The organism is Amycolatopsis sp. NPDC049252 (assembly GCF_043197175.1).
GTDB lineage: Bacteria > Actinomycetota > Actinomycetes > Mycobacteriales > Pseudonocardiaceae > Amycolatopsis.
In genome coordinates, this window is the sequence record NZ_JBICSQ010000030.1 from 1 (window position 1) to 20,313 (window position 20,313).

General features: G+C 71.7%; 20 protein-coding genes, 4 tRNA genes and 1 pseudogene. 13 read left to right on the plus strand and 12 right to left on the minus strand.

Features of this window, described 5'->3' with window-relative positions; translation table 11 throughout:
- Positions 1–145: 145 nt before the first annotated feature.
- Positions 146–1,291: a glutamate--cysteine ligase gene (locus tag ACGFMK_RS27065; RefSeq protein ID WP_392768686.1), complete on the minus strand. Its 1,146-nt coding sequence runs from the start codon at positions 1,289–1,291 to the stop codon at positions 146–148.
- A gap of 47 nt (positions 1,292–1,338) precedes the next feature.
- Between ACGFMK_RS27065 and ACGFMK_RS27070 the strand changes: the two genes are divergently transcribed.
- Positions 1,339–1,539 carry a CDGSH iron-sulfur domain-containing protein gene (locus ACGFMK_RS27070; RefSeq protein ID WP_392768688.1) on the plus strand — a complete coding sequence of 67 codons (201 nt, stop codon included), beginning with the start codon at positions 1,339–1,341 and terminating at the stop codon, positions 1,537–1,539.
- Positions 1,540–1,544: 5 nt separating this feature from the next.
- On the opposite strand, the gene ACGFMK_RS27075 is transcribed toward ACGFMK_RS27070, so the two are convergent.
- The 6 genes from ACGFMK_RS27075 to ACGFMK_RS27100 form a co-directional block, all read right to left on the minus strand.
- The gene (locus ACGFMK_RS27075) at positions 1,545–2,540 is read right to left on the minus strand and encodes an iron-containing redox enzyme family protein (RefSeq protein ID WP_392768691.1); all 996 of its coding nucleotides are present in this window, start codon (positions 2,538–2,540) and stop codon (positions 1,545–1,547) included.
- A 124-nt stretch (positions 2,541–2,664) separates the two neighbouring features.
- Complete coding sequence (locus tag ACGFMK_RS27080) at positions 2,665–2,850, minus strand: hypothetical protein (RefSeq protein WP_392768693.1); 186 nt, start codon at positions 2,848–2,850, stop codon at positions 2,665–2,667.
- Between the two features lie 96 nt (positions 2,851–2,946).
- Entirely contained in the window at positions 2,947–4,656 is a 1,710-nt protein-coding gene (locus ACGFMK_RS27085) for an ABC transporter ATP-binding protein (RefSeq protein ID WP_392768695.1), read from the minus strand.
- The gene (locus ACGFMK_RS27090) at positions 4,653–6,335 is read right to left on the minus strand and encodes an ABC transporter substrate-binding protein (protein WP_392768697.1); all 1,683 of its coding nucleotides are present in this window, start codon (positions 6,333–6,335) and stop codon (positions 4,653–4,655) included. Before ACGFMK_RS27090 ends, ACGFMK_RS27085 begins: the two co-directional genes overlap by 4 nt.
- A gap of 10 nt (positions 6,336–6,345) precedes the next feature.
- Positions 6,346–7,341 carry an ABC transporter permease gene (locus tag ACGFMK_RS27095; protein ID WP_392768700.1) on the minus strand — a complete coding sequence of 332 codons (996 nt, stop codon included), beginning with the start codon at positions 7,339–7,341 and terminating at the stop codon, positions 6,346–6,348.
- Positions 7,341–8,282: an ABC transporter permease gene (locus tag ACGFMK_RS27100; RefSeq protein WP_392768703.1), complete on the minus strand. Its 942-nt coding sequence runs from the start codon at positions 8,280–8,282 to the stop codon at positions 7,341–7,343. The genes ACGFMK_RS27095 and ACGFMK_RS27100 overlap by 1 nt, the downstream gene beginning before the upstream one ends.
- Positions 8,283–8,522: 240 nt before the next feature.
- Here ACGFMK_RS27100 and ACGFMK_RS27105 point away from each other — a divergent pair, with 240 nt between their 5' ends.
- On the plus strand, positions 8,523–8,921 hold the full coding sequence (locus ACGFMK_RS27105) for an ATP-binding protein (protein ID WP_392768706.1): 399 nt from the start codon (positions 8,523–8,525) through the stop codon (positions 8,919–8,921).
- A gap of 19 nt (positions 8,922–8,940) precedes the next feature.
- Here ACGFMK_RS27105 and ACGFMK_RS27110 read toward each other — a convergent pair whose 3' ends face one another.
- The 3 genes from ACGFMK_RS27110 to ACGFMK_RS27120 form a co-directional block, all read right to left on the minus strand.
- Positions 8,941–9,417: a winged helix-turn-helix domain-containing protein gene (locus tag ACGFMK_RS27110; protein WP_392768709.1), complete on the minus strand. Its 477-nt coding sequence runs from the start codon at positions 9,415–9,417 to the stop codon at positions 8,941–8,943.
- Positions 9,418–9,749: 332 nt separating this feature from the next.
- Positions 9,750–10,979: a DUF222 domain-containing protein gene (locus ACGFMK_RS27115; protein WP_392768712.1), complete on the minus strand. Its 1,230-nt coding sequence runs from the start codon at positions 10,977–10,979 to the stop codon at positions 9,750–9,752.
- 97 nt (positions 10,980–11,076) lie between these two features.
- Positions 11,077–11,904: a TIGR03620 family F420-dependent LLM class oxidoreductase gene (locus tag ACGFMK_RS27120; RefSeq protein WP_392768714.1), complete on the minus strand. Its 828-nt coding sequence runs from the start codon at positions 11,902–11,904 to the stop codon at positions 11,077–11,079.
- A 93-nt stretch (positions 11,905–11,997) separates the two neighbouring features.
- On the opposite strand from ACGFMK_RS27120, the gene ACGFMK_RS27125 reads away from it, so the two are divergent.
- Positions 11,998–12,870 (plus strand): LysR family transcriptional regulator, encoded by an 873-nt coding sequence (locus tag ACGFMK_RS27125; protein WP_392768717.1) that lies wholly within the window; start codon positions 11,998–12,000, stop codon positions 12,868–12,870.
- A gap of 16 nt (positions 12,871–12,886) precedes the next feature.
- Here ACGFMK_RS27125 and ACGFMK_RS27130 read toward each other — a convergent pair whose 3' ends face one another.
- The gene (locus ACGFMK_RS27130) at positions 12,887–13,477 is read right to left on the minus strand and encodes a TetR/AcrR family transcriptional regulator (protein ID WP_392768720.1); all 591 of its coding nucleotides are present in this window, start codon (positions 13,475–13,477) and stop codon (positions 12,887–12,889) included.
- Between the two features lie 78 nt (positions 13,478–13,555).
- On the opposite strand from ACGFMK_RS27130, the gene ACGFMK_RS27135 reads away from it, so the two are divergent.
- The 3 genes and pseudogenes from ACGFMK_RS27135 to ACGFMK_RS27145 form a co-directional block, all read left to right on the plus strand.
- The gene (locus tag ACGFMK_RS27135; protein ID WP_392768723.1) at positions 13,556–14,461 is read left to right on the plus strand and encodes an aldo/keto reductase; all 906 of its coding nucleotides are present in this window, start codon (positions 13,556–13,558) and stop codon (positions 14,459–14,461) included.
- A gap of 80 nt (positions 14,462–14,541) precedes the next feature.
- Positions 14,542–14,934, plus strand: coding sequence for a hypothetical protein (locus ACGFMK_RS27140; RefSeq protein ID WP_392768725.1), 393 nt, complete (start codon positions 14,542–14,544; stop codon positions 14,932–14,934).
- Positions 14,935–14,977: 43 nt separating this feature from the next.
- Positions 14,978–15,223 (plus strand): annotated as a pseudogene (locus tag ACGFMK_RS27145) (ferritin-like domain-containing protein); the annotation flags it as partial.
- Between the two features lie 359 nt (positions 15,224–15,582).
- Here ACGFMK_RS27145 and ACGFMK_RS27150 read toward each other — a convergent pair.
- A complete protein-coding gene (locus ACGFMK_RS27150) occupies positions 15,583–16,203 on the minus strand; it encodes a TetR family transcriptional regulator (protein WP_392768728.1) in 621 nt (206 codons plus the stop codon).
- A 146-nt stretch (positions 16,204–16,349) separates the two neighbouring features.
- Here ACGFMK_RS27150 and ACGFMK_RS27155 point away from each other — a divergent pair, with 146 nt between their 5' ends.
- The 7 genes from ACGFMK_RS27155 to ACGFMK_RS27185 all read left to right on the plus strand — a co-directional run bounded on the left by ACGFMK_RS27155 (position 16,350) and on the right by ACGFMK_RS27185 (position 20,245).
- Entirely contained in the window at positions 16,350–17,684 is a 1,335-nt protein-coding gene (locus ACGFMK_RS27155; RefSeq protein ID WP_392768730.1) for an MFS transporter, read from the plus strand.
- On the plus strand, positions 17,681–18,502 hold the full coding sequence (locus tag ACGFMK_RS27160; protein ID WP_392768731.1) for an SGNH/GDSL hydrolase family protein: 822 nt from the start codon (positions 17,681–17,683) through the stop codon (positions 18,500–18,502). Before ACGFMK_RS27155 ends, ACGFMK_RS27160 begins: the two co-directional genes overlap by 4 nt.
- Before the next feature lie 76 nt (positions 18,503–18,578).
- Positions 18,579–19,601, plus strand: coding sequence for an aldo/keto reductase (locus ACGFMK_RS27165; protein ID WP_392768734.1), 1,023 nt, complete (start codon positions 18,579–18,581; stop codon positions 19,599–19,601).
- Positions 19,602–19,898: 297 nt separating this feature from the next.
- Positions 19,899–19,981 (plus strand) — tRNA-Tyr (locus ACGFMK_RS27170).
- Between the two features lie 8 nt (positions 19,982–19,989).
- Positions 19,990–20,061, plus strand: a tRNA-Glu gene (locus ACGFMK_RS27175).
- Between the two features lies 1 nt (position 20,062).
- Positions 20,063–20,135: transfer RNA gene (locus ACGFMK_RS27180), tRNA-Leu, on the plus strand.
- A gap of 18 nt (positions 20,136–20,153) precedes the next feature.
- Positions 20,154–20,245, plus strand: a tRNA-Ser gene (locus ACGFMK_RS27185).
- The last annotated feature ends 68 nt before the right edge of the window (positions 20,246–20,313 follow it).

A 20,313-nucleotide genomic window follows, 5' to 3' on the forward strand; every position in this document is an offset into this window, starting at 1 on the left:
GGAACAGCCTCGACGTCACCGGCCCGGCGGGCTGCGCACCGGCGCGCGCCACCCGCCCGTGTGGCCGGTCCGGCGCGGGCCGCCCCCGGGGGGCGTGTGTGGTGGGCCGGGTCCGAACCCCGGCCCACCACACACGAGGAGCGGATCACCGGGCCACCGGTGCTTCCTCCGTGCGCCACTCCCCGTTCAGCGGCCCCGTCACCGGTTCCGTCAGCAGCCCGGCCAGCTCGTCGACGACGGCGGTGAGGCCGCCGGCGGCGGTCACGCGCTGCCGGGCGCCGCCGCCGGCCAGCACCGGGGGCAGCAGCGCGTCGACCACCGGGACGTCCCCGGTGTCCTCCAGCGCCGGGCGGACCCGGCGCACCAGGGCCGCGAGCAGGGTGCGGGCGGGCATCCGGCGGCCACCGATCGGGTCGATCCCGTGGCCGTGGACGCCGTAGCGGGCGGCCGACCACAGGGCGCCGGCGGCGAGCTGGCCGTCGATCTCCGGCGCCTCCCGGCCGTGGGAGAGGTCGTCCAGCGCGGCGCGGACCAGGCCGCGGACGAGGGCGGCCTGCAGCAGCGCCCCGTCCGGGGACGCCGCGACGTCGGCGACCCGGACCTCGACCGTCGCGTACCGCGGTGACGGCCGGGCCGCCCAGAAGGTCATGCGCTCGTCGATCAGGACCCCGCAGTCGACGAGCTGGTCCAGGCACCGCTCGTAGCCGGCGAAATCGCCGAAGCGCGGCGGTATCCCGCCGCCGGGGAACCGGGCCTGGTCGATCGTCCGCCAGCTCGCGTACCCGGTGTCGCGGCCGCGGTGGAACGGCGAGTTCGCCGACAGCGCCAGCAACGTCGGCAGCCACGGGCGGAGGTGGTCGACCACCGCGACGGCCAGGTCGCCGCCGGGCACGCCGACGTGGACGTGGCAGCCGCAGGCCTCGTAGTCGGCGAACGCGCCCTGGTAGGTCCGGGCGACGAGCCGGTACCGGTCACCGGCGGACAGCTCGGGCCTCGGCCCGGCCAGGACCGGGGTGCCGACGCCGATCGCGGCCACCCCTTCCGCCGCCGCCGCCCGCGCGAGCGAAGCGCGGTTCGTGACGAGCGCCCGTGACACGTCGAGCAGGCTCGTCAGCACCGGCGTGACCGCTTCGACCTGGGACTCGTACAGCTCCGGCTTGATACCGGCGGCGTCCGTGCCCAGCCGGGCGAGCACCGCGGCCGCCTTCGGGACGGGGCGCCGCGACCCCGTGCCGACGAACAGGAACTCCTCCTCGACGCCGACCGTGGTGCCCGGGCCGCCGTCGGTCATCGGGCGCCCGCCGGTTGGCCGCCGGCCCGCCGGGGTACCCGCCGCCGATGGAACACGAGCCCGCCCCGGCGACCATCACGCCCTACGAAGACGGCCCGCTGCTGGTCCGCGGCGACGTCGAAATCCGGTCCCAGGACGGCGAAGTCCTGCGGCCCCGCGGCACCGTCGTCGCCCTGTGCCGGTGCGGCCGGTCGGCCGTGAAGCCCTTCTGCGACGGCACGCACAAGGTGCCACGCCGCGAGCGGTGAGGGTGTCACGCCGCACCGGAGAGCGCGCGGGTGCGCAGGCTCGGCAGCCCGGCCTCCCAGCTGCCGAGGAGATGGGCCGCGAACTCGGCGTCCACCGCCAGCCCGCAGGCGGCGCCGAACAGGATGTCGCCGGCGGCCTCGGGGTGCTCGGCGGCGTAGCTGCCGCAGAGGTCGTGGGCCGCGATCTGCTCGTGCACGGCGTCGGCTTCGACGTGCACGTCGAAGAACCGGGTCGCCGCCGGATCGCCGCCGAGGCGCCGCAACCCGTTGCCGTAGCGGCGGTTCGGCAGGGACGAGGTCATTTCGAACGCCGCGAGGTGCCCGAGCGCGGCGCCGAGCCAGCGCCGGTTCATCCCGAACAGGGACATCAGGTTGCTCACCGCCAGCGTGACGGCCGGCACGTCGTCGACGAAGTGGCCGTAGCCATCGTCCAAGCCCAGTGACCGCATGGTCGTGCGGAACAGCTCCGAGTGCATCTGTTCGACGCGCCCGCCGCCGTATTCGTCGGCCTGGATCTCGATCAGCGCGGCCTTCGTGCGCCCGCTCAGGCGCGGGATGGCCCAGCTATGCGGGTCGGCCTCCTTGAGGTGGTACACCGACCGGTGCGCGACGAACTCGGCGAACTGCGCGGCGGATGCCTTGCGCTGCAGGAACTTCGCCAGCGACGGGCCGTCGTCGGCGGCGGCCAGCCCGGCCAGCGCCCGCGGCACGTCGGCGGGGTCGGCCGCGATCGGCGCGACGAGGTCGGTCAGCCCGGTCAGCCACCGTTTTTCGAGGTCCTTCCGGAGGGCGTAGAGCGCGAGCCCGCCGTCCTGGTCCGGGTCGACGTCGTCGAACCCGCGGTAGCCGAGCTCGTAGCAGATCCACAGGGACAGCTGCAGGTCCTCGTCGTGCACGGCCGGCTGTGCGGGCCCGTGGTCCAGGTCCTCGGCCGGAGTGGCGCCGCGCAGGAGGCGGACGACCTCCTCGCTGACGGGACCCCGCGTGGCGGGCAGGCGCATTGGACCTCCAGATAGGTTCAAGGAATCCCCGGATACCCCGAGAACCCGCGCCCCACGCACCGAGTCGTGTCGCGACCGTCACGGGCCGGGTGATCTGCGTCGGCCGGCACCTCGCGGACGTCCCTCAGCCTCCCACGATCCGCCGGAAGGTCTCCCGTTCCCGCGCGCTCAACGGGACGCTCGGCACGTCGGCGCTCACCACCGGACGGGGGAGCGGGACGACGGTGCCCAGGTCGTACGGCCCGGCCGGGGGTGTCAGCACCCAGCCGAACCCGGTGAAGGCCCTCGCGAAGGCCCGGAGGATGCGCACGGCCGCCCCTTTCCCGCCGGAAAGCCGGATGCGGGTCATTGTCGGCGCGGCGCCGGGTGCCGGACAGGCCGTCCACATCCTGAACGCGCGTGCGGCCTAACGCAGCAGTCGCCAGGCTTCCCGGCGCAGACGCTGCGCGTCCGGGTCGGCCACCGGGGCCGCCGACAGCAGGCGCCGGGTGTAGGCGTGGGCGGGCGCGGTCAGCACCTCCTTGGTCGGGCCCTGCTCGACGACGTGACCGCGGTGCATCACGGCCACCCGGTCGGCGAGCTGCTCGATCACCGCGAGGTCGTGGCTGATGAACAGGCACGCGAACCCGAACTCGTGCCGCAGGTCGCGCAGCAGGTCCAGGATCCGGGCCTGGATGGTGACGTCGAGGGCGCTCGTCGGCTCGTCGGCGACCAGCAGGTCCGGGCGCAGCGCCAGGGCCCGCGCGATGCAGGCGCGCTGCCGCTGCCCGCCGGACAGCTCGTGCGGGTAGCGCGTCCGCAGCGACGGCGAGAGCTGGACCGCCGAGAGCAGCTCGGCGACTCGTCCGTCCACTTCGGACGACGGGACGGCTTTGTGCAGCCGCAACGGTGTCGCGACGCTCTCCCCCACCGTCGTGCGCGGGTTGAGCGAGGACAGCGGGTCCTGGAACACCACGCCGATCCGCCGCCGCAGCGCCTTCGCGGCCCGGCCACGAGCGCGCGTGATGTCCACGTCGCCGATGAGGACCGACCCGGCCGTCGGCGCGAGCAGGCCGGTGACGGCCCGCGCGACCGTGCTCTTCCCGGACCCGGACTCCCCGACCAGGCCGAGGACCTCTCCTGGCTCGACGTGCAGGCTCACACCCTCGGCGGCGCGGACCGCCACCGCCCGGAACCGCCCGCGGTAGGTGACGGCGAGGTCCTCCACGCGCAGCAGCGGTGTCCTGGCCGGAACGTCCGGCACCGACGCCACGGCCGGGTGGTCGGCCGCCGCGACGTGCCCGGGCGAGACCTCGACGTCGGCGGCCAGCGCCCGCTGGAGCCCGGTCGTGGCCGCGGTGCTCAGCGAGACGACCGAGCCGAGCAGCTGCCGGGTGTAGGCCTCGGCGGGCGCGGTGAAGACCGTCCGGACGTCACCCTGTTCGACGACGACGCCGTCGTGCATCACCACGACCCGGTCGGCGAGGTCGGCGACCACGCCCATGTCGTGCGTGATCAGCAGGATCGCCGTGCCGAGCCGGGACCGCAGATCCCGCAGCAGCTCGAGGATCTCGGCCTGGACCGTGACGTCCAGGGCCGTGGTCGGCTCGTCGGCGATCAGCAGCTTGGGGTCGTTGGCCACGGCCATGGCGATGACGACGCGCTGCAGCTGGCCGCCGGACAGCTCGTGCGGGTAGGAGCGGAACCGCTCGCGGGGTGCGGGCAGCCCGACCAGGCCGAACAGCTCGATCGCGCGTTCCCGGGCCGCCGCGGGCGTGAGCTCCTGGTGCGTGCGGATCGCCTCGACGAGCTGGTCGCCGATGGTGAACACCGGGTTGAGCGCGCTCATCGGCTCCTGGAACACCATGCCGACGTCGTCGCCGCGCACGGCCCGCAGCTCGGCCGGGGTCAGGGTGAACAGGTCCCGCCCGGCCAGCTCCGCGCGCCCGGACACCTTCGCCGTGGCCGGGAGCAGGCCGAGCAGGGACATCGCGGTGACCGTCTTGCCCGAGCCGGACTCCCCGACCACCGCGACGACCTCACCCGGGTGAACCTCGTAGCCGACCCCGCGGACGGCTTCGACGTCCCCGAAGGAGACCGCTACGTCGTGAAGGCTGAGGAGCCCGGCTCCGGTCACTGGACGATCCCGAACTTGCGGTAGTCGACGTAGGCCGGGAACCTGCCGATCTGGACGTCACCGACGTTCGAGCCGTGCAGGAACGAGTTGCGGGTGTAGATCAGCGGGACCACCGGCGAGTCGGCGAGGATCTTCTTGTCCAGCGCCGCCCACTTCTTGCCGGCCTCGGCCGGGTCGACGGTGGCCTGTGCCTCGGCGATCAGCCGGTCGACGTCCGGGTTGCCGTAGCGGGACTCGTTGTACCCGCCGTTGCCGATCTCGGTCGACTGGAACAACGGCTGGATGTTCGCGTTGGCCGACGGGATGTCCGGCTGCCACGAGGTGAGCGTCAGGTCGTAGTCCGACAGGCCCTTGGTGTCCACTTCGGACGTGTAGGTGTCCTCGTCGAGCGGCTTGATCGTCACCTTGATGTTCGCCCGCGCCAGGGCCGCCTGGATCGCCGCGGCCTTCTCCGGGTAGCCGTTTTCGTTGTGGGTGGCCAGGACCAGGCCGTCGATGCCGTTCGGGAAGCCCGCCTCGGCGAGCAGCTGCTTGGCCTTCGCCGGGTCGCCGGAGGGCGGCGCCGGGTAGAGGTCGTACTGCTCGCGGCCCTGCAGGCCGGGCGTGATCAGCGTCGTGGCGACGTCGCCGGCGAGCTGCGCGCTGCCCGCGCTGGCCACCTGGTAGGCGGCCTTGTCGACGGCGTACTGGAACGCCTGGCGCACCTTCGGGTTCGTCAGGTTGCCGCGCTGGGTGTTGAGCGAAAGGTAGGCCAGCGCACCGGATTCCGACGTCACCAGGCGGGACTTGGCGGACGCGTTGCCCTGGATCTGCGCCAGCTGGGCCGGCGAGGCGAACGACATGCCGAAGGCGTTGCGGTCCTTGCCCGTGTCGTCGATCAGCCGCTTGGAGATGACGCTGGTGTCCTGGCCGAGCTCGAAGTCGACGGTGTCCGCGTACGCCTTGCGCGTCGTGTCCTCGTCGCGGCTCCAGTTCGGGTTGCGGACCAGCTTCGCGGACTTTCCACGCTCGTAGCTCTGGATCTGGTACGGGCCGGACGCGATCGAGTGGTCACCGTAGTTGGCCTCGGCGCCCTTGCCCTTCGGCACCGGCGAGAACGCCGGGGTGCTGGCGACCCAGTTCCAGTCGCCGTACGGGCGGGCGAGGTGGAAGACGATCGTCTTCGCGTCCGGCGTCTGGATGGAGTCGAGCTCCTTGCCGCCGTCGAACGGGCCCTTGTACGCCAGGCCCGGCGAGAGCAGGTCCTTGTGGTAGGACAGGCCGCCGGAGAACGCGGGGGCGAACGAGCGTTCCAGGCCCCACTTGACGTCCTCGGACTTGATCGGCGTGCCGTCGCTGTACTTCAGGCCGTCCTTGAGGGTGAAGGTCCACGTCTTGCCGCCGTCGCTCGGGCGCCCGGTGTCGGTGGCCAGGTCCGGCACGACCGTGGTGTCCTTGCCCGGCGCGACGTCCCACGACGTCAGCCGCCGGTGGATCAGCCCGAGCGTGGTCACGACGAGGTTGGAGCTCTTCGCCGGGTCCCAGGTGATCGACGGCGCGTCGTTGAGCAGGACCAGGTTCCCGCCCGGCTTGACCGCACCGCCTTGGGCGGCGGGCGTGTCGTTGGCGCCGCACGCCGTCAGCAGCGTGACGGCGGCGATCACCCCCGCGGCGAGCCTCAGCACGTGTCCCCGTTTCATCGTTTCCCCTTCAGACAAGGCGGGCTCGCGGATCGAGCGCGCCGTAGCAGAGATCGACCAGGAAGTTCAGGAAGGTGACCAGCAGCGCGGAAAACAGCGTCACGCCCAGCAGCACCGGGAGGTTGAGCGACGCGATCGCGTCGACCAGCAGCCGCCCGACCCCGGCCATGCCGAAGATCCGCTCGGTGATCACCGTGCCGGCCAGCAGCGACCCGAGGTCGACGCCGAACACCGTCACCACCGGCAGCAGGACGTTGCGCAGCGCGTGCCGTCCCACCACCTTGCGCTCGGTGAGGCCCTTCGCCCGCGCGGTGCGGATGTAGTCCTCGCCGAGCGTCTCCAGCATCTGCCCGCGGGTCAGCCGGGCGTAGATCGCGGCGTGCAGGAACGCCAGCACCAGCCACGGCAGCACCAGGTGCCACGCCCACTGCGCGGGGTCCTCGGTCAGCGGCACGTACCCGTTCTTCGGCACCACGTCGAGGGCGAACGCGAAGATCGTGATGCCGATCATCCCGGCCAGGTAGGCGGGCATGGACACCCCGGCCATCGCGGCGGCCATGGTGATCCGGTCGACGGCGGAGCCGCGGCGCAGCGCGGAAAGCACGCCGAGCCCGACGCCGAGGACGATCCAGATCACGGCCGCGCCGAGCGCCACCGAGAAGCTGACCCCGATCCGGCTGCCGATCTCGCCGAGGACGTCGACGTTGTTCTGGAAGTCGTACCCGAAACACGGTGCGGTGCAGTGGATCGCGGAGACCCCGGTGCCGAAGGTGCGGCCGCCGAAGATGCCGCCGAGGAAGTCGAAGAACTGCTGGTACCAGGGGCTGTCGTAGCCCATGAACTCCCGCGCCATCGTGAGGCTCTCCGGCGAGCACGGGCGGCCGCAGGCCATCCGCGCCGGGTCGGCGGGCAGGACGTAGAACACCACGAACGTCACGAAGGCGACGACGAGCAGGACCAGCAGCATCCCGGCGAAGCGGGTCGCGACGAAGCGGGCGGTGCGCATCAGGCCGCGCCCCCGGACCGCGGGTCGAGCGCGTCGCGGATGGCGTCGCCGACGACGTTGAAGGCCAGCGTGATGAGGAACAGCAGCAGGCCGGGGAAAACGAGGTACATCGGGTCCGTCTCGAAGAAGTCGATGGCCGCGCTGATCGTGCGGCCCCAGCTCGGGGTCGGGGGCAGCACGCCGACACCCAGGAACGAGAGCGCGGCCTCGCTGCCGATCATCGACGGGATCGACAGGCTGGCCACGACGATGATCGGCGCCCACAGGTTGGGCAGCAGCTCCTTGGTGAACACGTGCCACGGCCCGCCGCCCATCACCCGCGCCGCGGCGACGAAGTCGCGCTTGCCCAGGGTGAGGGCCTGGGCCCGGACGATGCGCGCCACGCGCGGCCAGCCGAACAGGCCGAGGACGACGACCAGCGTGAACTGCCGCGGGAAGTCGACCGGCAGCACCGCGCCGAGCGCGATCATGAAGATCAGGTACGGGAAGCCGAGGATGACGTCGGCGGTCCAGGTGACCAGCCGGTCCCACCAGCCGCCGAGGTAACCGGCGCTGACGCCGATCACCACGCCGAGCGCGGTGGCCAGCACCGTGGCGCCGAGCCCGACGAGCAGCGACGTCCGGGCGCCGTGGGCGGCGAGCGCGAAGAGGTCGACGCCGGTCAGCGGCTCGACCCCGAACCAGTGCGCGGCGCCGACGCCGCCGAGCGACCCGGCGGGCAGCCCGGTCGGCCCGAGCGTGGCGATGTCCGGGTTCAGGCTCTGCCCTTCGGCCAGCACGAACAGGTCGGCCGCCGCGGCGAGCAGCACGATGAGCACGATGAGGACCGCGCAGGTGGACGTCCACCACCCGGAGCGGACGGCACGCCAGACGGCGGACGGCAGCGAGCGCGCCGCGACGGGCGGGACACCGGCGGTGGGTGTCGGCGGAGGGTTGGCCACAGCACCTTCAGGATTCAGCCGTTCGAGTGACGATCACGGACCTTAAGGTCGATCACCGGTGATCGATCCACTGTCTCATCATGTGGACGGAAAGTACCGTGCCCTTGCGGCCGTTTCCAGCCTCTTTCCGGGGGTGTTTCCGATCCGGTGTCCACCAGGCGGACACATCCGGGGAGCAGGCTTGAACTCAGCGTGAGCTGGGTACCTCCCGGCGTTGCCGAAACACGAGGGGGACCCCGGGTGACTTCCGACGACAGGCACGAGAGCCCGCTCACCGCCCAGGCGGCCGTACGCTGCGACATGGGGCTGGTCGACCGGGACGACCTGGCCCAGGTGCACCAGTGGACGCGGGCCGTGCTGGAGGGCCAGCAGCCCGAACCCGATCCGGAACGCGTCGGCGACGTCCTGATCGTGCTGGACGAACTCGCCTCGAACGCGCTGCTCCACGGCACCGGCCGCCGCCGGGTCGGGCTCACCGTCCTCGAGGGGTACGCCGTGCTCGAGGTCTCCGACGAGAGCACCCGGCCCGCGGTGCCCGACGGCGGGCTGGGGCTGCAGATGGTCAAGTCGGTCAGCGCGCGGTGGGGCCAGCGGGTCCGCGAGCACGGCAAGACCGTGTGGGCGCGGATCGCGCTCTGAGCCCGTTTCAGACCACGCCTCAGACCACGATGACCTCGGCGGAGCTGTCGAACCGGTAGCCGACACCGCGCACCGTCGTGATCGGGGCCGGCTCCGGTGCGAACTTGCCGCGCAGCTTGCGCACGTGGACGTCGACCGTCCGCACGCCGCAGTGGACCGAACCCCACACCTCGGTCAGCAACGTGCGGCGGTCGAACACGACGTCCGGATGCCGGCCCAGGAACAGCAGCAGCTCGAACTCCAGCCGGGTCAGCTCCAGTGCGCTCCCCCGGACCAGCACCCGCCGCGAGCCCGCCTCGATCCGCACGGCCGGGCGGCGCGTCGCCAGGTCCACGACCTGCGCGTCCGGACGCTCGCCGAACCGCACGCCGAGTGTGTCCTCAAAGGACTCGAGCAGCCGCGCGGTGAGGTCGGCCGCGTGGCCGGGGTCGATGCGGATCCGGACGGCCACGGTCAGCTCGACCGCCAGCCGGGCTTCGTCGGTCCAGGCTGTCATGCGGGCATTCTGGACACCCGCGCCGCTCCCGGCCAGCGCGTCCATGGAGCGGAACCACTGGCCTTCGCGGCCGGAATGGCCTAGGCCAACACCGCTTCGGCGGCCCGCGGCCACCAGCCTCAACACCGGAACGGCCTGGTGCCTGTGCCGAAGTCGGCAGGCCCGGCTTGAGTTGCCCAGTTCGGCGGTGGAACCGTTGCCGCCCAGCCGAGGCAGCCGTCGTTCTGGGTCAAGCGCCAGTTGATCGACGCGATTCGGGACAGGGCGGGCGGCTCGCGACGTGGGTTATGGGCCCGCAGCCTTTAGCTGCGGGCCTTTCCCTATTCGCTTGTTCAGGCCGCGAACGGCAACGGTTGATGGAGGTTGTTGCGCCTGGTTTTTCGACGCTTGTCCAGGAACACCGGTGGCCGGAACTCCGGTAGGCCGTCGGCGGCGATGTGGACTTCCCAGCCGGAACGGTGCAGCAGCCGGTGGTGGTGAGCGCACAACAGCACCAAGTTCCCCAGATCCGTGGATCCACCCTCGGCCCAGTGGCGGATGTGGTGACCCTGACAATGCCGCGGCGGGCGATGACAGCCCGGAAACGCGCAACCACGGTCGCGCAGGAACAACGCACGACGCAACCCCGCGGAGATCAGGCGACGCAAGCGTCCCAGGTTCAGGGGTTCGCTCTTCTCGCCCAGGACCGCCGGGATGAGCATACTGTCGCAGGCGTGCACCCGCGCTTCGGCCGCGCTCATCGTGCCGGTGTCGCCGAGGGTGGCTCGGCCTACGCCGGACTTCAGGTCCTCCAGCGAAACCGCGACCATCACGTGAGCCCGTTCACCGGCCTGCATCGGCAGGTCCGGGGAGTTCAACGCGAGGTCGACAGCGTCGGAGAAGGCGTCACCGTAGCGTTCCTGCGGAGACCGGAAGTCCGCGCCCTCGTCACTGCTGCGACGCTCCGCCAGCGAGTCGAGCAAGGCACTGGCGCGAGCGCCGGTCTCCTCGTCGAACCGACCGTTCAGCTCCCACACCCCGGATCTCTTACGCCGCAGCGAAAGCTCCCGGGCAGGTGCGGACAGTTCGGCCCCATCAGGCTCGGCACCATCGGGATCGAGGTGAGCCACGATCCGCGCACCCAACGCCGCAACCTGCTTGTGCCCGGCCGAGGACGCAAAGGACAGCAGGCTCCCCTCAGCGTCATCACGATGCTCGGGCGCAAGCTGCGCCAGCACCTCGACAATGGTATCGATCATCGGCGCGCTCAGCCGCCCGTCCAAGGCGGCAGCACCGGTAGCCGGAGCAACAGCGGGCATGGGGCTGCCGTCGAGAGCACGCCCGGCATTGAGAGCCCGCGCTCGTTTCACCACACGTTCGGCAGCCGCCTTGGGTACATCGGCCAGATGCTCGAACAATCGCGCAACGGACCGATAACCATAAAGATCCATCACACCGCGCGACTCGATCTCCACCAGCAGCGAGCCGATTTCGGCCTCAGCGGAACGCACGACACCGAGCAGCACGGAGATGCGGTCGGCCAAGGCCACCGCATCCGATTTCCACACCGCTTCACTGTCCACACGCCAAGATTACCGGCCCTCGAACGCATGTTCATCACACGAACAGGTGATCACGACGAGCCCGGTTGCGTGGAGAAAGCCGTATCTCCGAGGAGCGCTAGGACAACACGGCCTCGGCGACCCCGTGCAGGGTGGCGATCGGGTCGTCGCCGAGGGGGTAGATCCCGACGTGGTCCGCGCCCGCGTCCCGGTGCGCGCGGACGCCCGCGGCGATGGCGGCGGGGCCGCCGTGCAGGACGAGCGCGTCGATCAGGCGATCGCTGCCGTGACCGGCGAAGTCGTCGTCGGTGAAGCCGAGCCGCCGCAGGTTGGCGGCGTAGTTGGTGACCTGCAGCGCCGTGCCCGGCGGTGCGGAGCGGGCGATCGCGCGGGCGCGTCCGGCGTCGGTCTCCAACGACGCGAAGTGCCCGGGCAGCACCAGTTTCCCCGCGCCGAGGATCGCCCGGGCCCGCCGGGTGTGCTCGGGCGTGATCATGCACGGGACCGTCCCGGCCGTGCGGTCGCCGGCAAGCCGCAGCATCTTCGGGCCGAGCGCGGCCAGCACGACCCGGTCGGCGGGCACCCCGGCCGCGGTCAGGGTGTCCACATAGGACGACAGCTTTTCGTACGGCGACGCGTATTCGGTGTGCACCTCGCGGTGGCCGATCCCCACGCCGAGCAGGAAGCGGTCGGGGTGCCGCGCCACGATCCGGTGGTAGGACGCGGCGACGGTCTCCGCGTCGGCGGTCCACGCGTTCACCACGCTCGTCCCGACGGCCATGCGGGTCGTCGCGTCCAGCAACCGCTCCACCAGCTTCAGGTCGGCCGGCGGCGAGGCGTCCAGCCACAGCGTGCCGTAACCGGCTTCCTCGAGTCCGGCGGCCCGTTCCGGGGACACCTCGTGCTCACGCAGGTGGGCGCCGAGCAGGCCCAGATCGATCCTCATGGCACGACTTCAGCACCGCGCCCCGGCCGCGAACCAGATCCAGGGGGCACGCGCAGCGATAAGGTGGCCTTATCGTCGCAGGCAGGAGGACGGGTGGAACTGAGGGCGCTGCGGTACTTCGTCACGGTCGCCGACGAACTGCACTTCGGCCGGGCCGCCGAGCGGCTGCACATCGCGCAGCCCGCGGTCAGCCAGCAGATCGCCCGGCTGGAGCGCGAGCTGGGGGTCCGGCTGTTCGACCGCTCGCCGCGCCACGTGCGGCTCACCGCGGCCGGGCGCCACGTGCTCGACGCGGCGCGCGGCGCCCTCGCGGCCGCCGACCGGGTCGCGACGGCCGCCAAGACGTCGGCGGGCACCATGCGCATCGGCACGGCCGCCGGATTCACCACGCGGCTGGAGCGCGGCATCGACTCGTTGCGCGAGGCGGGATCGCCGTTCGACGTCGTCCTCGCCGACCTGCCCCTCGACGCCCGCCTCAACGCCCTGCGGCAGGGGGACCTCGACGTGGTCCTGGCCCGGGGCGTGCTCTCGGCCCCCGGGCTGCGGGTGCTGCCGACCTGGACGGAACCGCTGCTCGCGGTCGTGTCCCGGCACCACCCGGTCGCGGACCACACGGTCGTCGGCATCACCGAGCTGGCCGGCAGCGTCCTGCGGCTGCCCGCCCGGCAGCACGACCCGCCGCTGCACGACGCCCTCACCGCCGCGCTGCGCGAGGCCGGGGTGCGCCCCCGGCTCGGCCGGCCGGTGGGCACGACCCAGGACACGATCGTCGAGGTCGGCTCCGACCCGGGCAGCTGGGCGGTGCTGCCCGCCGACCAGGTCGCCGAGATCAGCTCCACCCGCGTCAGCGCGATCCCGCTCAAGCCGGCCATGACGATCACCGGCAGCGTCGTCATCCCCGCCGACCTCCCGACCGAGTGCGCCGCCGCCCACGTCGAAGCCTTCCGCGACGCCGTGATGGCCTGACGCCGCCAGCCGCGGCCTACTTCGGGCGCACGGAGTCGGCCACCAGGTCCAGCAGGCGCCCGATCCGCTCCGGCTCGGTGTCGTTCGCGGTGGACAAGAGCACGCCCAGCACCAGCATCGTGACGTCCCCGGGGTCGACGTCGGCGCGGAAGACGCCGGTCCGCGCCCCGGCGGTGAGGATCGTGCCGATCGCCCCGGTGATGCGCTTGCGCGTCACCGGCGTCGCGATCCGCCCGGACGCCACGCCGGCGCGGAAGACGTCGCCCATTCCGCGCTTGGTCTCGAAGAAGGCCACGTAGCGGTCCATCCAGGCGCGCAGGGCACGCTCGGGCGGGAGCCGGTCGAGCAGCGCCGGGGCGCTGGTGGCGACGTCGTCGAGTTCGGCGGCGTAGACGGCTTCGACGAGGGCCTCTCGGGTCGGGAAGTGCCGGTAGAGCGTGCCGATCCCGACGCCGGCCTCGCGGGCGATGGCTTCGAGCGCGACGGTGCCGTCGGCAGCGCCGAAGGCCGCCCGCGCGACCTCGACGAGCTTCTCGCGGTTGCGGCGCGCGTCGGAGCGGACCGGGCGGTCGGCGCGGTCGGCGGACGCCGGATCGGGCGAGGACAAAGCGGAGGCACCTCCGGTTGTGCTACGGTTCGACTTAACGGAGGTTCCTCCGCTTCTCCATCATCGCACGAAGACGGGATGACCATGCCCCCCATCAGCACCACCGCCCCGTTCGCCGGCCGCACCGTCCACCGCGTCGGGTACGGAGCCATGCAGCTCGAGCGTCTCCACGACGACCGCGACGCCGCTCTCGCGCTCCTGCGCCACGCGATCGACCTCGGCGTGAACCACCTCGACACCGCCGAGTTCTACGGCAACACCTTCGTCAACGGGCTCATCCGCGACACCCTCCGGCCCGGCGACGACGTGCTGGTCGTCAGCAAGGTCGGCGCCGACCCCAACCCCGAGGGCCCGCTCCCGCTCCGCCCCGCGCAGCGCCCCCACGAGCTGCGCGCGAGCGTCGAGGACAACCTCAAGACCCTCGGCGTCGAGCAGATCGGCGTCGTCAACCTGCGCCGCATGGACACCCGGCCCGGCGTGCTGGCCGAGGGCGTCCAGCTGGTCGACCTCGACGACCAGCTCGAAGTCATGACGGCGATGCGCGACGAAGGCAAGATCGGCGCGATCGGGCTCAGCAGCGTGACCCTGGAGATCCTGCGCCGGGCGCTCCCGGCGGGCATCGCCTGCGTGCAGAACGCGTACAGCCTGGTGAGCCGCGAGGACGAGGACATGCTCGAGCTGTGTGTCGCCGAGGACATCGCCTGGGTGCCGTTCTTCCCGCTCGGCGGCGCGTTCCCGGGCGTGCCGAAGGTGACCGACGAGCCGGCCGTGCACGCCGTCGCGGAGTCCCTCGGCCGCACGCCGTCGCAGATCGGGCTGGCCTGGCTGCTGCACCACGCCCCGAACGTCCACCTCATCCCGGGCACCGCGACGGCCGGGCACCTCGAGGAGAACATCGCCGCCGGCACGATCGTGTTCGACGACGCGACGCTCGCCACGCTGGACGCGGTGCCGTCGCGCTCCCAGGACGTGGCGCTCGGCTGAGCGGGACGGCGGTATGTCCGGAGTGCCGGGCGCGTGAGATGCTCCTCTCGCTGGAGGGTCCTAGGCGAGAGGCGGAGCGGGTGACCACCTGGACCGATGTGATCAACTTTGTCCGGACGCGGTACGAAGTCCTGGAGGAACAGGACGACTGGTTGCGGTTCCGCCTCGCCGGTCCCGAGGACCGGACACAGCAGGCGACGGTGCACCACCTGCCCGAGCTGGACGGCGGCGCGTGGATCGAGATCTCCTCGCCGGTCGGCTGGGCCGACAAGATCGACCTGCGGCAGCTGCTCGAGCTGGCCGGGGCGTCGGCCGCCGGTGGCGCGGCGATCGTGGACGGGGTCGCGCTGCTCAAGCACACGCTGCCCCTGGAGGACCTCAGCATCGAGCACGAGTTCGAGCGTCCCCTCAAGACGCTCGTCGCCCGGGCGGACGCCTTCGAGCACGAGCTGACCAAAGCGGACGAGTTCTGAGCCCACGGGTGTCACAACCCGGTCCGACGCCGGCACCGCACCGGTGGACACCCGTGGCACTCCCGCCATCACCACCCTGGACGAGCTCCGTCGCCACCCGCAGTGGGCGATCGAGCTCGAGCACGCGACCATTCCGCCGCACCTGTGCGCCCTCTACTCCTTGGACACCGGGCGTAACGCCGAGGCAGCGCAGGTCGTCGGCAGCGTCCTCGCCGAGGAGATGCTGCACCTCGCGCCGGCCGCGAACCTGCTGAACGCCGTCGGTGGCCGGCCCCGGCTCGACACGCCGGAGCAGGCGCTCGAGCTGTTCCTGCGCATCGAGCAGCCCGGGACCGCGGACGCGCCACCGCGGCCGGACGAGTACCGGTCGAGGCCGGATTCCGCTTGCTGTGCACGTCTTCGGGTGAGGAAGCGGTCTTCTCCGGCGCCCCGACGCGGCAGATCGGCGAAATGCCCCTCCGCGGCGGAGGTGGCGGTGTCCGGCCCGTCCACGATCGTCGAGCAGGGCGAGGGCGCGGCGCGCACCGAGGTGCGGGACGGCGACCGCGACGCCTTCCACAAGGTCGACTTCGACGGCGTCCTGCCGGAGGAGGCGTTCACCGGCGGGCCCGACGTTCGAGTACGTGCCCCCGGAACCGCGGCCCTGACTCAGCCGGTCAGGCCGCCGATCACGAGGTCCACGATCCGGTGCGCCAGGTCGTGGACCTCGGCGGCCGGCTGGCCGTCGACCCGGCGGAACCACGTGTCGACCGCGTTGAGGTTGCTCAGCAGGGTCCGCGTGGCGAGGGAGGCGTCGACCGCGCGCAGGGAGCCGTCGGCGATGCCGGCCTCCACGACCTTCCGGAACAGCTGCTCGTAGTCCGTGCGCAGCCGGTTCAGCGCCTGCAGCGCCTCGACCTGGCGCGTCTTCAGCGCCGTCGCCACCTGGCCGCGCACCGCCTGGTGGACGACGTGGTGGTAGGCCAGGTCCTCCATCAGGTTGACCACGTGCGCCACCGACATCGCGACCAGCCTGTCGCGGCCCGTGCCGTCGCCGTGGGCGTGCAGTTCGACCCGCCCGCGGACGCGTCCCATCGCCTCCTCGTACACCGCGAGGAAGATGTCGAACTTCGACCGGAAGTGGTAGTACACCAGGCCTTTGGTCGCGCCGACCTCACGCGCGATGTCGTCGATCGTGGCGTTGGCGAACCCGGTCGCCATGAAGGCCTCCGCCGCGGCGTCGAGGATCCTGCTCCGCGCACCGGGTTCGACGTCGGGGCTCGCGCTCACCTGGTCGTCCTCCTCGCTCCGAGGTGTCCCATCGTCCCACGCCGGACTCCGGCGGTTGACACCGACACGCGCCGAACTTACCGTGATACTCCGTAGTATTGCAGGTCAGACGGTACCAGAGTGAGAAGTCACCTGAAGGGCGTCCAATGACGAACGCACGAGACCTCCTGCACGAACTCGCCACCAGGAAGGCCGTCACACGGCTGCTGCCGGTGCTCGGCATCGCCTATTTCATGTCGTACGTCGACCGCACCAACGTCGCGCTCGCCAAGACCTCGCTCGCGGCCGACATCGGGCTCAGCGCGGCGGCCTACGGGCTCGGCGCCGGCCTGTTCTTCGTGAGCTACGCCCTGCTCGAGGTGCCCAGCAACCTGATCCTCTACCGCGTCGGCGCCCGCCTGTGGATCACGCGCATCGCGATCACCTGGGGACTCGTCTCCGCCGCGATGATGTTCGTGGGCGACGACGTGTCGTTCTACGTCCTGCGGCTGCTGCTCGGCGCCGCCGAAGCCGGCCTGTTCCCGGCGATGATGTACCTGGTCACGCAGTGGTTCTCGCAGAAGCACCGGGTCACGATCGTCGGCCTGATCTACGTCGCGCCCTGCGTCGCGGTCATCATCGGCTCCCCCGTCGGCGGCGCGCTGATGGAACTGCACGGCCTCGCCGGGCTGCGCGGCTGGCAGTGGATGTTCCTCGTCGAAGGCCTGGTCACCGTCCTCATCGGCGTCTTCGTCTGGTTCTTCCTGCCCAGCCGTCCGACGGACGCGAAGTGGCTCACCGCGGACGAAGCGGCCGTGCTTTCGGAACGGGCCGTCGGTGACACCACGGCGTCCCCGACGCACGTCCGCGGGAACCTGCGCCGGGCGTTCGGCCACCCGACCGTGCTGCTGCTCGGCGCGATCTACCTGATCAACCAGTCGATCGGCGGCGGGATCGGCTTCAACTTCCCCGCCTACATCCAGTCGCTCGGGCTGCAGAGCCCGTTCCTGATCGGCCTCGTCGCGGGCAGTGGCGGCATCTCGGGACTGGCCGGCGTGCTGTTCTTCCCCTGGTTCAAACGCCGGTACGGCCACGAGGTCACGCTCATCGGCAGCTGCGCGGCCGCGGTGCTGCTGGTGCTGGTGGGCTTCCTCGTCTCCCGGAACCCGGTGTGGAGCATCAGCTTGCTCTTCATCTCGAACTTCTTCGCCTTCGGCACGCTGCCGCTGTTCTGGTCGGTCGCGATGTCGCGCCTGTCCGGCCTGATGGCCGCGGCCGGGCTCGCGTTCATCAACATGCTCGGGATCACCGGCGGCTTCGTCGGCCCGTACGTCTACGGCCTCGTCGAAAGCTCCACGGACAGTCTTGTCGCGCCGTACTACGTGTTCGCCGCGGCCGCGCTGGTCGCCGTGGCCCTGGTGCCGCTGCTGGGCTGGTCGATCCGGCGGGCCGCCGTGCGGGACCGGGCCGTCACGCCGAGCGAAGAGCAGCCGGTCTCGTGAGGTACGCACTGGTAGTGGCGCTGGTGGCCTTCCTGGCTTTGCCGGCCGCGCCGGCCGAGGCGAGCGCGGCGATCCGGTACGTGGCGCTCGGCGACTCGTCGGCCGCGGGACCGCTGATCCCGGACCAGATCGACGCGACGTGCCTGCGGTCGAACCGGAACTGGCCGCACGTGCTGGCCGGCCGGCTCGGCGCGTCACTCACCGACGTGACCTGCTCCGGCGCGACGACGGCCGACCTCACCGGACGGCAGGCCGGGATCGTCGCCCCGCAGTTCGACGCGCTGCGCCGGGACACCGACCTGGTCACGCTCGCGATCGCCGCGAACGACATCGCGCTGAGCTCGGCCTTCGTGACGTGCGCGAGCCCGGACCGGCCGGTCGTCCCGTCGTGCCGGGACCAGTACACGACCGGCGGCGTCGACCAGTTCACGGCGCGGATCGCCGCCACCGCACCGAAAGTGGCGGCCGCGCTGGCCGAGATCCACCGCCGCTCCCCCGCCGCCCGGGTGGTCGTCACCGGCTACCTGACCTACTGGCAACCGGGCGGCTGCTACCCGGCCGACCCGTACACCGCCGCCGACGCGGGCTACATCCAGGCGACGTTCGACCGCCTGATGGTGATGCTGGCCGACCAGGCCGCCCGGGGCGGGGCGTCCTATGTGGACATCCGGGGCCCGAGCGCCCGCCACGGCCTGTGCGCGGCACCGGCGACGCGCTGGCTGGAGGGCGCGGCCCCGGCGTCACCGGCCTACCCGTACCACCCGAACGCGGCGGGCATGGCCGCGGCGGCCGCGATCATCGCGGGCGGCCTCGGGTAGGGCGGGCCGATCGGGTCCCGGGGGGGGGGGGGGCGGGCCCCGCCCCCACTCCTCCCCCTCCCCCAAGGAAACCCCCATGCAGACCCGCCCGCTCGGCCGCACCGGCATCCAGGTCAGCACCTACGCCCTGGGCACGATGATGTTCGGGCCGTACGGCAATCCCGACCCCGACGACTGCGTCCGCGTCGTCCACCGCGCCCTCGACGGTGGCATCACCGTCATCGACACCGCCGACGTCTACGGCGGCGACGGCGAGTCCGAGAAGATCGTCGGGAAGGCCCTGCGCGGCCGCCGCGACGACGTCGTTCTCGCCACGAAGTTCAACGGCCCCATGGGATCCGACCCGAACCGGCGCGGCAGCTCCCGCCGGTGGATCGTCACCGCCGTCGAAGGATCACTGCGCCGCCTGGGTGTCGACCACATCGACCTCTACCAGGCCCACCATCCCGAACCCGGCACCGACGTCGAGGAAACCCTCGGCGCGCTGACGGATCTGCTGCGCGCGGGCAAGATCCGGGCGATCGGCCACTCCAACCTGCCCGCGTCGGACATCGTCGAAGCCCAATGGGTGGCCGAAAAACGCGGGCTGGCGCGCTTCCGGTCCGAGCAGCCGCACTACTCGATCCTCAACCGCGGGATCGAACGCGAGGTCCTGCCGGTCTGCGAGCGCTACGGGCTGGGCGTCCTGGTGTGGAGCCCGCTGGCGATGGGCCTGCTCGCCGGCCGCCTCCGCAAGGGCAACGCCGAAACGGCGTCGGCCGGCCGGCTGCACTGGGCGCGGCGGCACATGACCGACGAACGCAAACTCGACGCCGTCGAAGCCCTCGCGGGGATCGCCGGACAGGCCGGGCTGTCGCTGCCCCGCCTCGCGCTGGGGTTCGTGACCGCCCACCCCGCGGTCACCTCGGCGATCATCGGCCCGCGCACACCCCAGCAACTGGACGACCTGCTCGCCGGCGCCGATACGATGCTCGACGACGACGTGCTCGACCGCATCGACGAGGTCGTGGCGCCGGGAACCGACGTCGGACCGATCGACGTCGCGTACGTCCCGCCGGCGCTCGCACGACCGCGACTCCGCCGGCGAATTCCCGGGTAACTGCGTTGACTCGAGAATTCGCCTGAGTAATGATACTTCCAGACACGCAAACCGAGGAGCCGTCATGACGACCATGCGAACGCGACCGGAACGGCACAACGCCGTTTCCTGTCTCGATTCCGCGTGGTCGTCGATCACCTGCGGGAGGTATTGCCTCGTCTCGGAGCAGGAAATCCTGGCCACCGCAGGCTCCCCGCCATGACGTGAGAAGCGTCAAGGCCCTGGGAGCCGCCCGTCGGGAAACCGATCAGGGCGGCTTTCGCTATTTGTGGTGCCCGGAAATTGTTTAATCGACGCGGTGGAGACGGGGCTGTGGAGCCCCACCCGGCCGTAAACCGGTGGTCCTCGTGACACAGGGGGTTCGACTCCCTCCTCCACCACTTCACTCGGCGCGTTGGTCCAGCGGTACGGATCCCCGGTTCTCACCCGGGAGACCCGGGTTCGACTCCCGGACGCGCTACGCGGCTCTAGCCCAACGGCAGAGGCACCTGGTTCAGAACCAGGCCAGTCGGGGTTCGAATCCCCGGGGCCGCACGCTGAAACACCCGGCAAGGAGGATTGGCCGAGTCCGGTAAGGCAGCCGTCCCGAAAACGGTGGTCGGGCGCGACGAGCGCCCGCGCAGGTTCGACTCCTGCATCCTCCGCAGCGCGCGCGGTTCGGCAACCAGCCCGGTCTCATAACCCGGGCCGACGTGGGTCGGCACCACGGCGC

Excerpts from the sequence above, each read along its gene's own strand:
- ACGFMK_RS27155 (WP_392768730.1), top strand. The coding sequence starts at position 16,350 with ATGACGAACGCACGAGACCTCCTGCACGAACTCGCCACCAGGAAGGCC.
- ACGFMK_RS27070 (WP_392768688.1), top strand. The coding sequence starts at position 1,339 with ATGGAACACGAGCCCGCCCCGGCGACCATCACGCCCTACGAAGACGGC.
- ACGFMK_RS27065 (WP_392768686.1), bottom strand. The coding sequence starts at position 1,291 with ATGACCGACGGCGGCCCGGGCACCACGGTCGGCGTCGAGGAGGAGTTC.
- ACGFMK_RS27135 (WP_392768723.1), top strand. The coding sequence starts at position 13,556 with ATGACCATGCCCCCCATCAGCACCACCGCCCCGTTCGCCGGCCGCACC.
- ACGFMK_RS27110 (WP_392768709.1), bottom strand. The coding sequence starts at position 9,417 with ATGACAGCCTGGACCGACGAAGCCCGGCTGGCGGTCGAGCTGACCGTG.
- ACGFMK_RS27095 (WP_392768700.1), bottom strand. The coding sequence starts at position 7,341 with ATGCGCACCGCCCGCTTCGTCGCGACCCGCTTCGCCGGGATGCTGCTG.
- ACGFMK_RS27090 (WP_392768697.1), bottom strand. The coding sequence starts at position 6,335 with ATGAAACGGGGACACGTGCTGAGGCTCGCCGCGGGGGTGATCGCCGCC.
- ACGFMK_RS27075 (WP_392768691.1), bottom strand. The coding sequence starts at position 2,540 with ATGCGCCTGCCCGCCACGCGGGGTCCCGTCAGCGAGGAGGTCGTCCGC.
- ACGFMK_RS27120 (WP_392768714.1), bottom strand. The coding sequence starts at position 11,904 with ATGAGGATCGATCTGGGCCTGCTCGGCGCCCACCTGCGTGAGCACGAG.
- ACGFMK_RS27165 (WP_392768734.1), top strand. The coding sequence starts at position 18,579 with ATGCAGACCCGCCCGCTCGGCCGCACCGGCATCCAGGTCAGCACCTAC.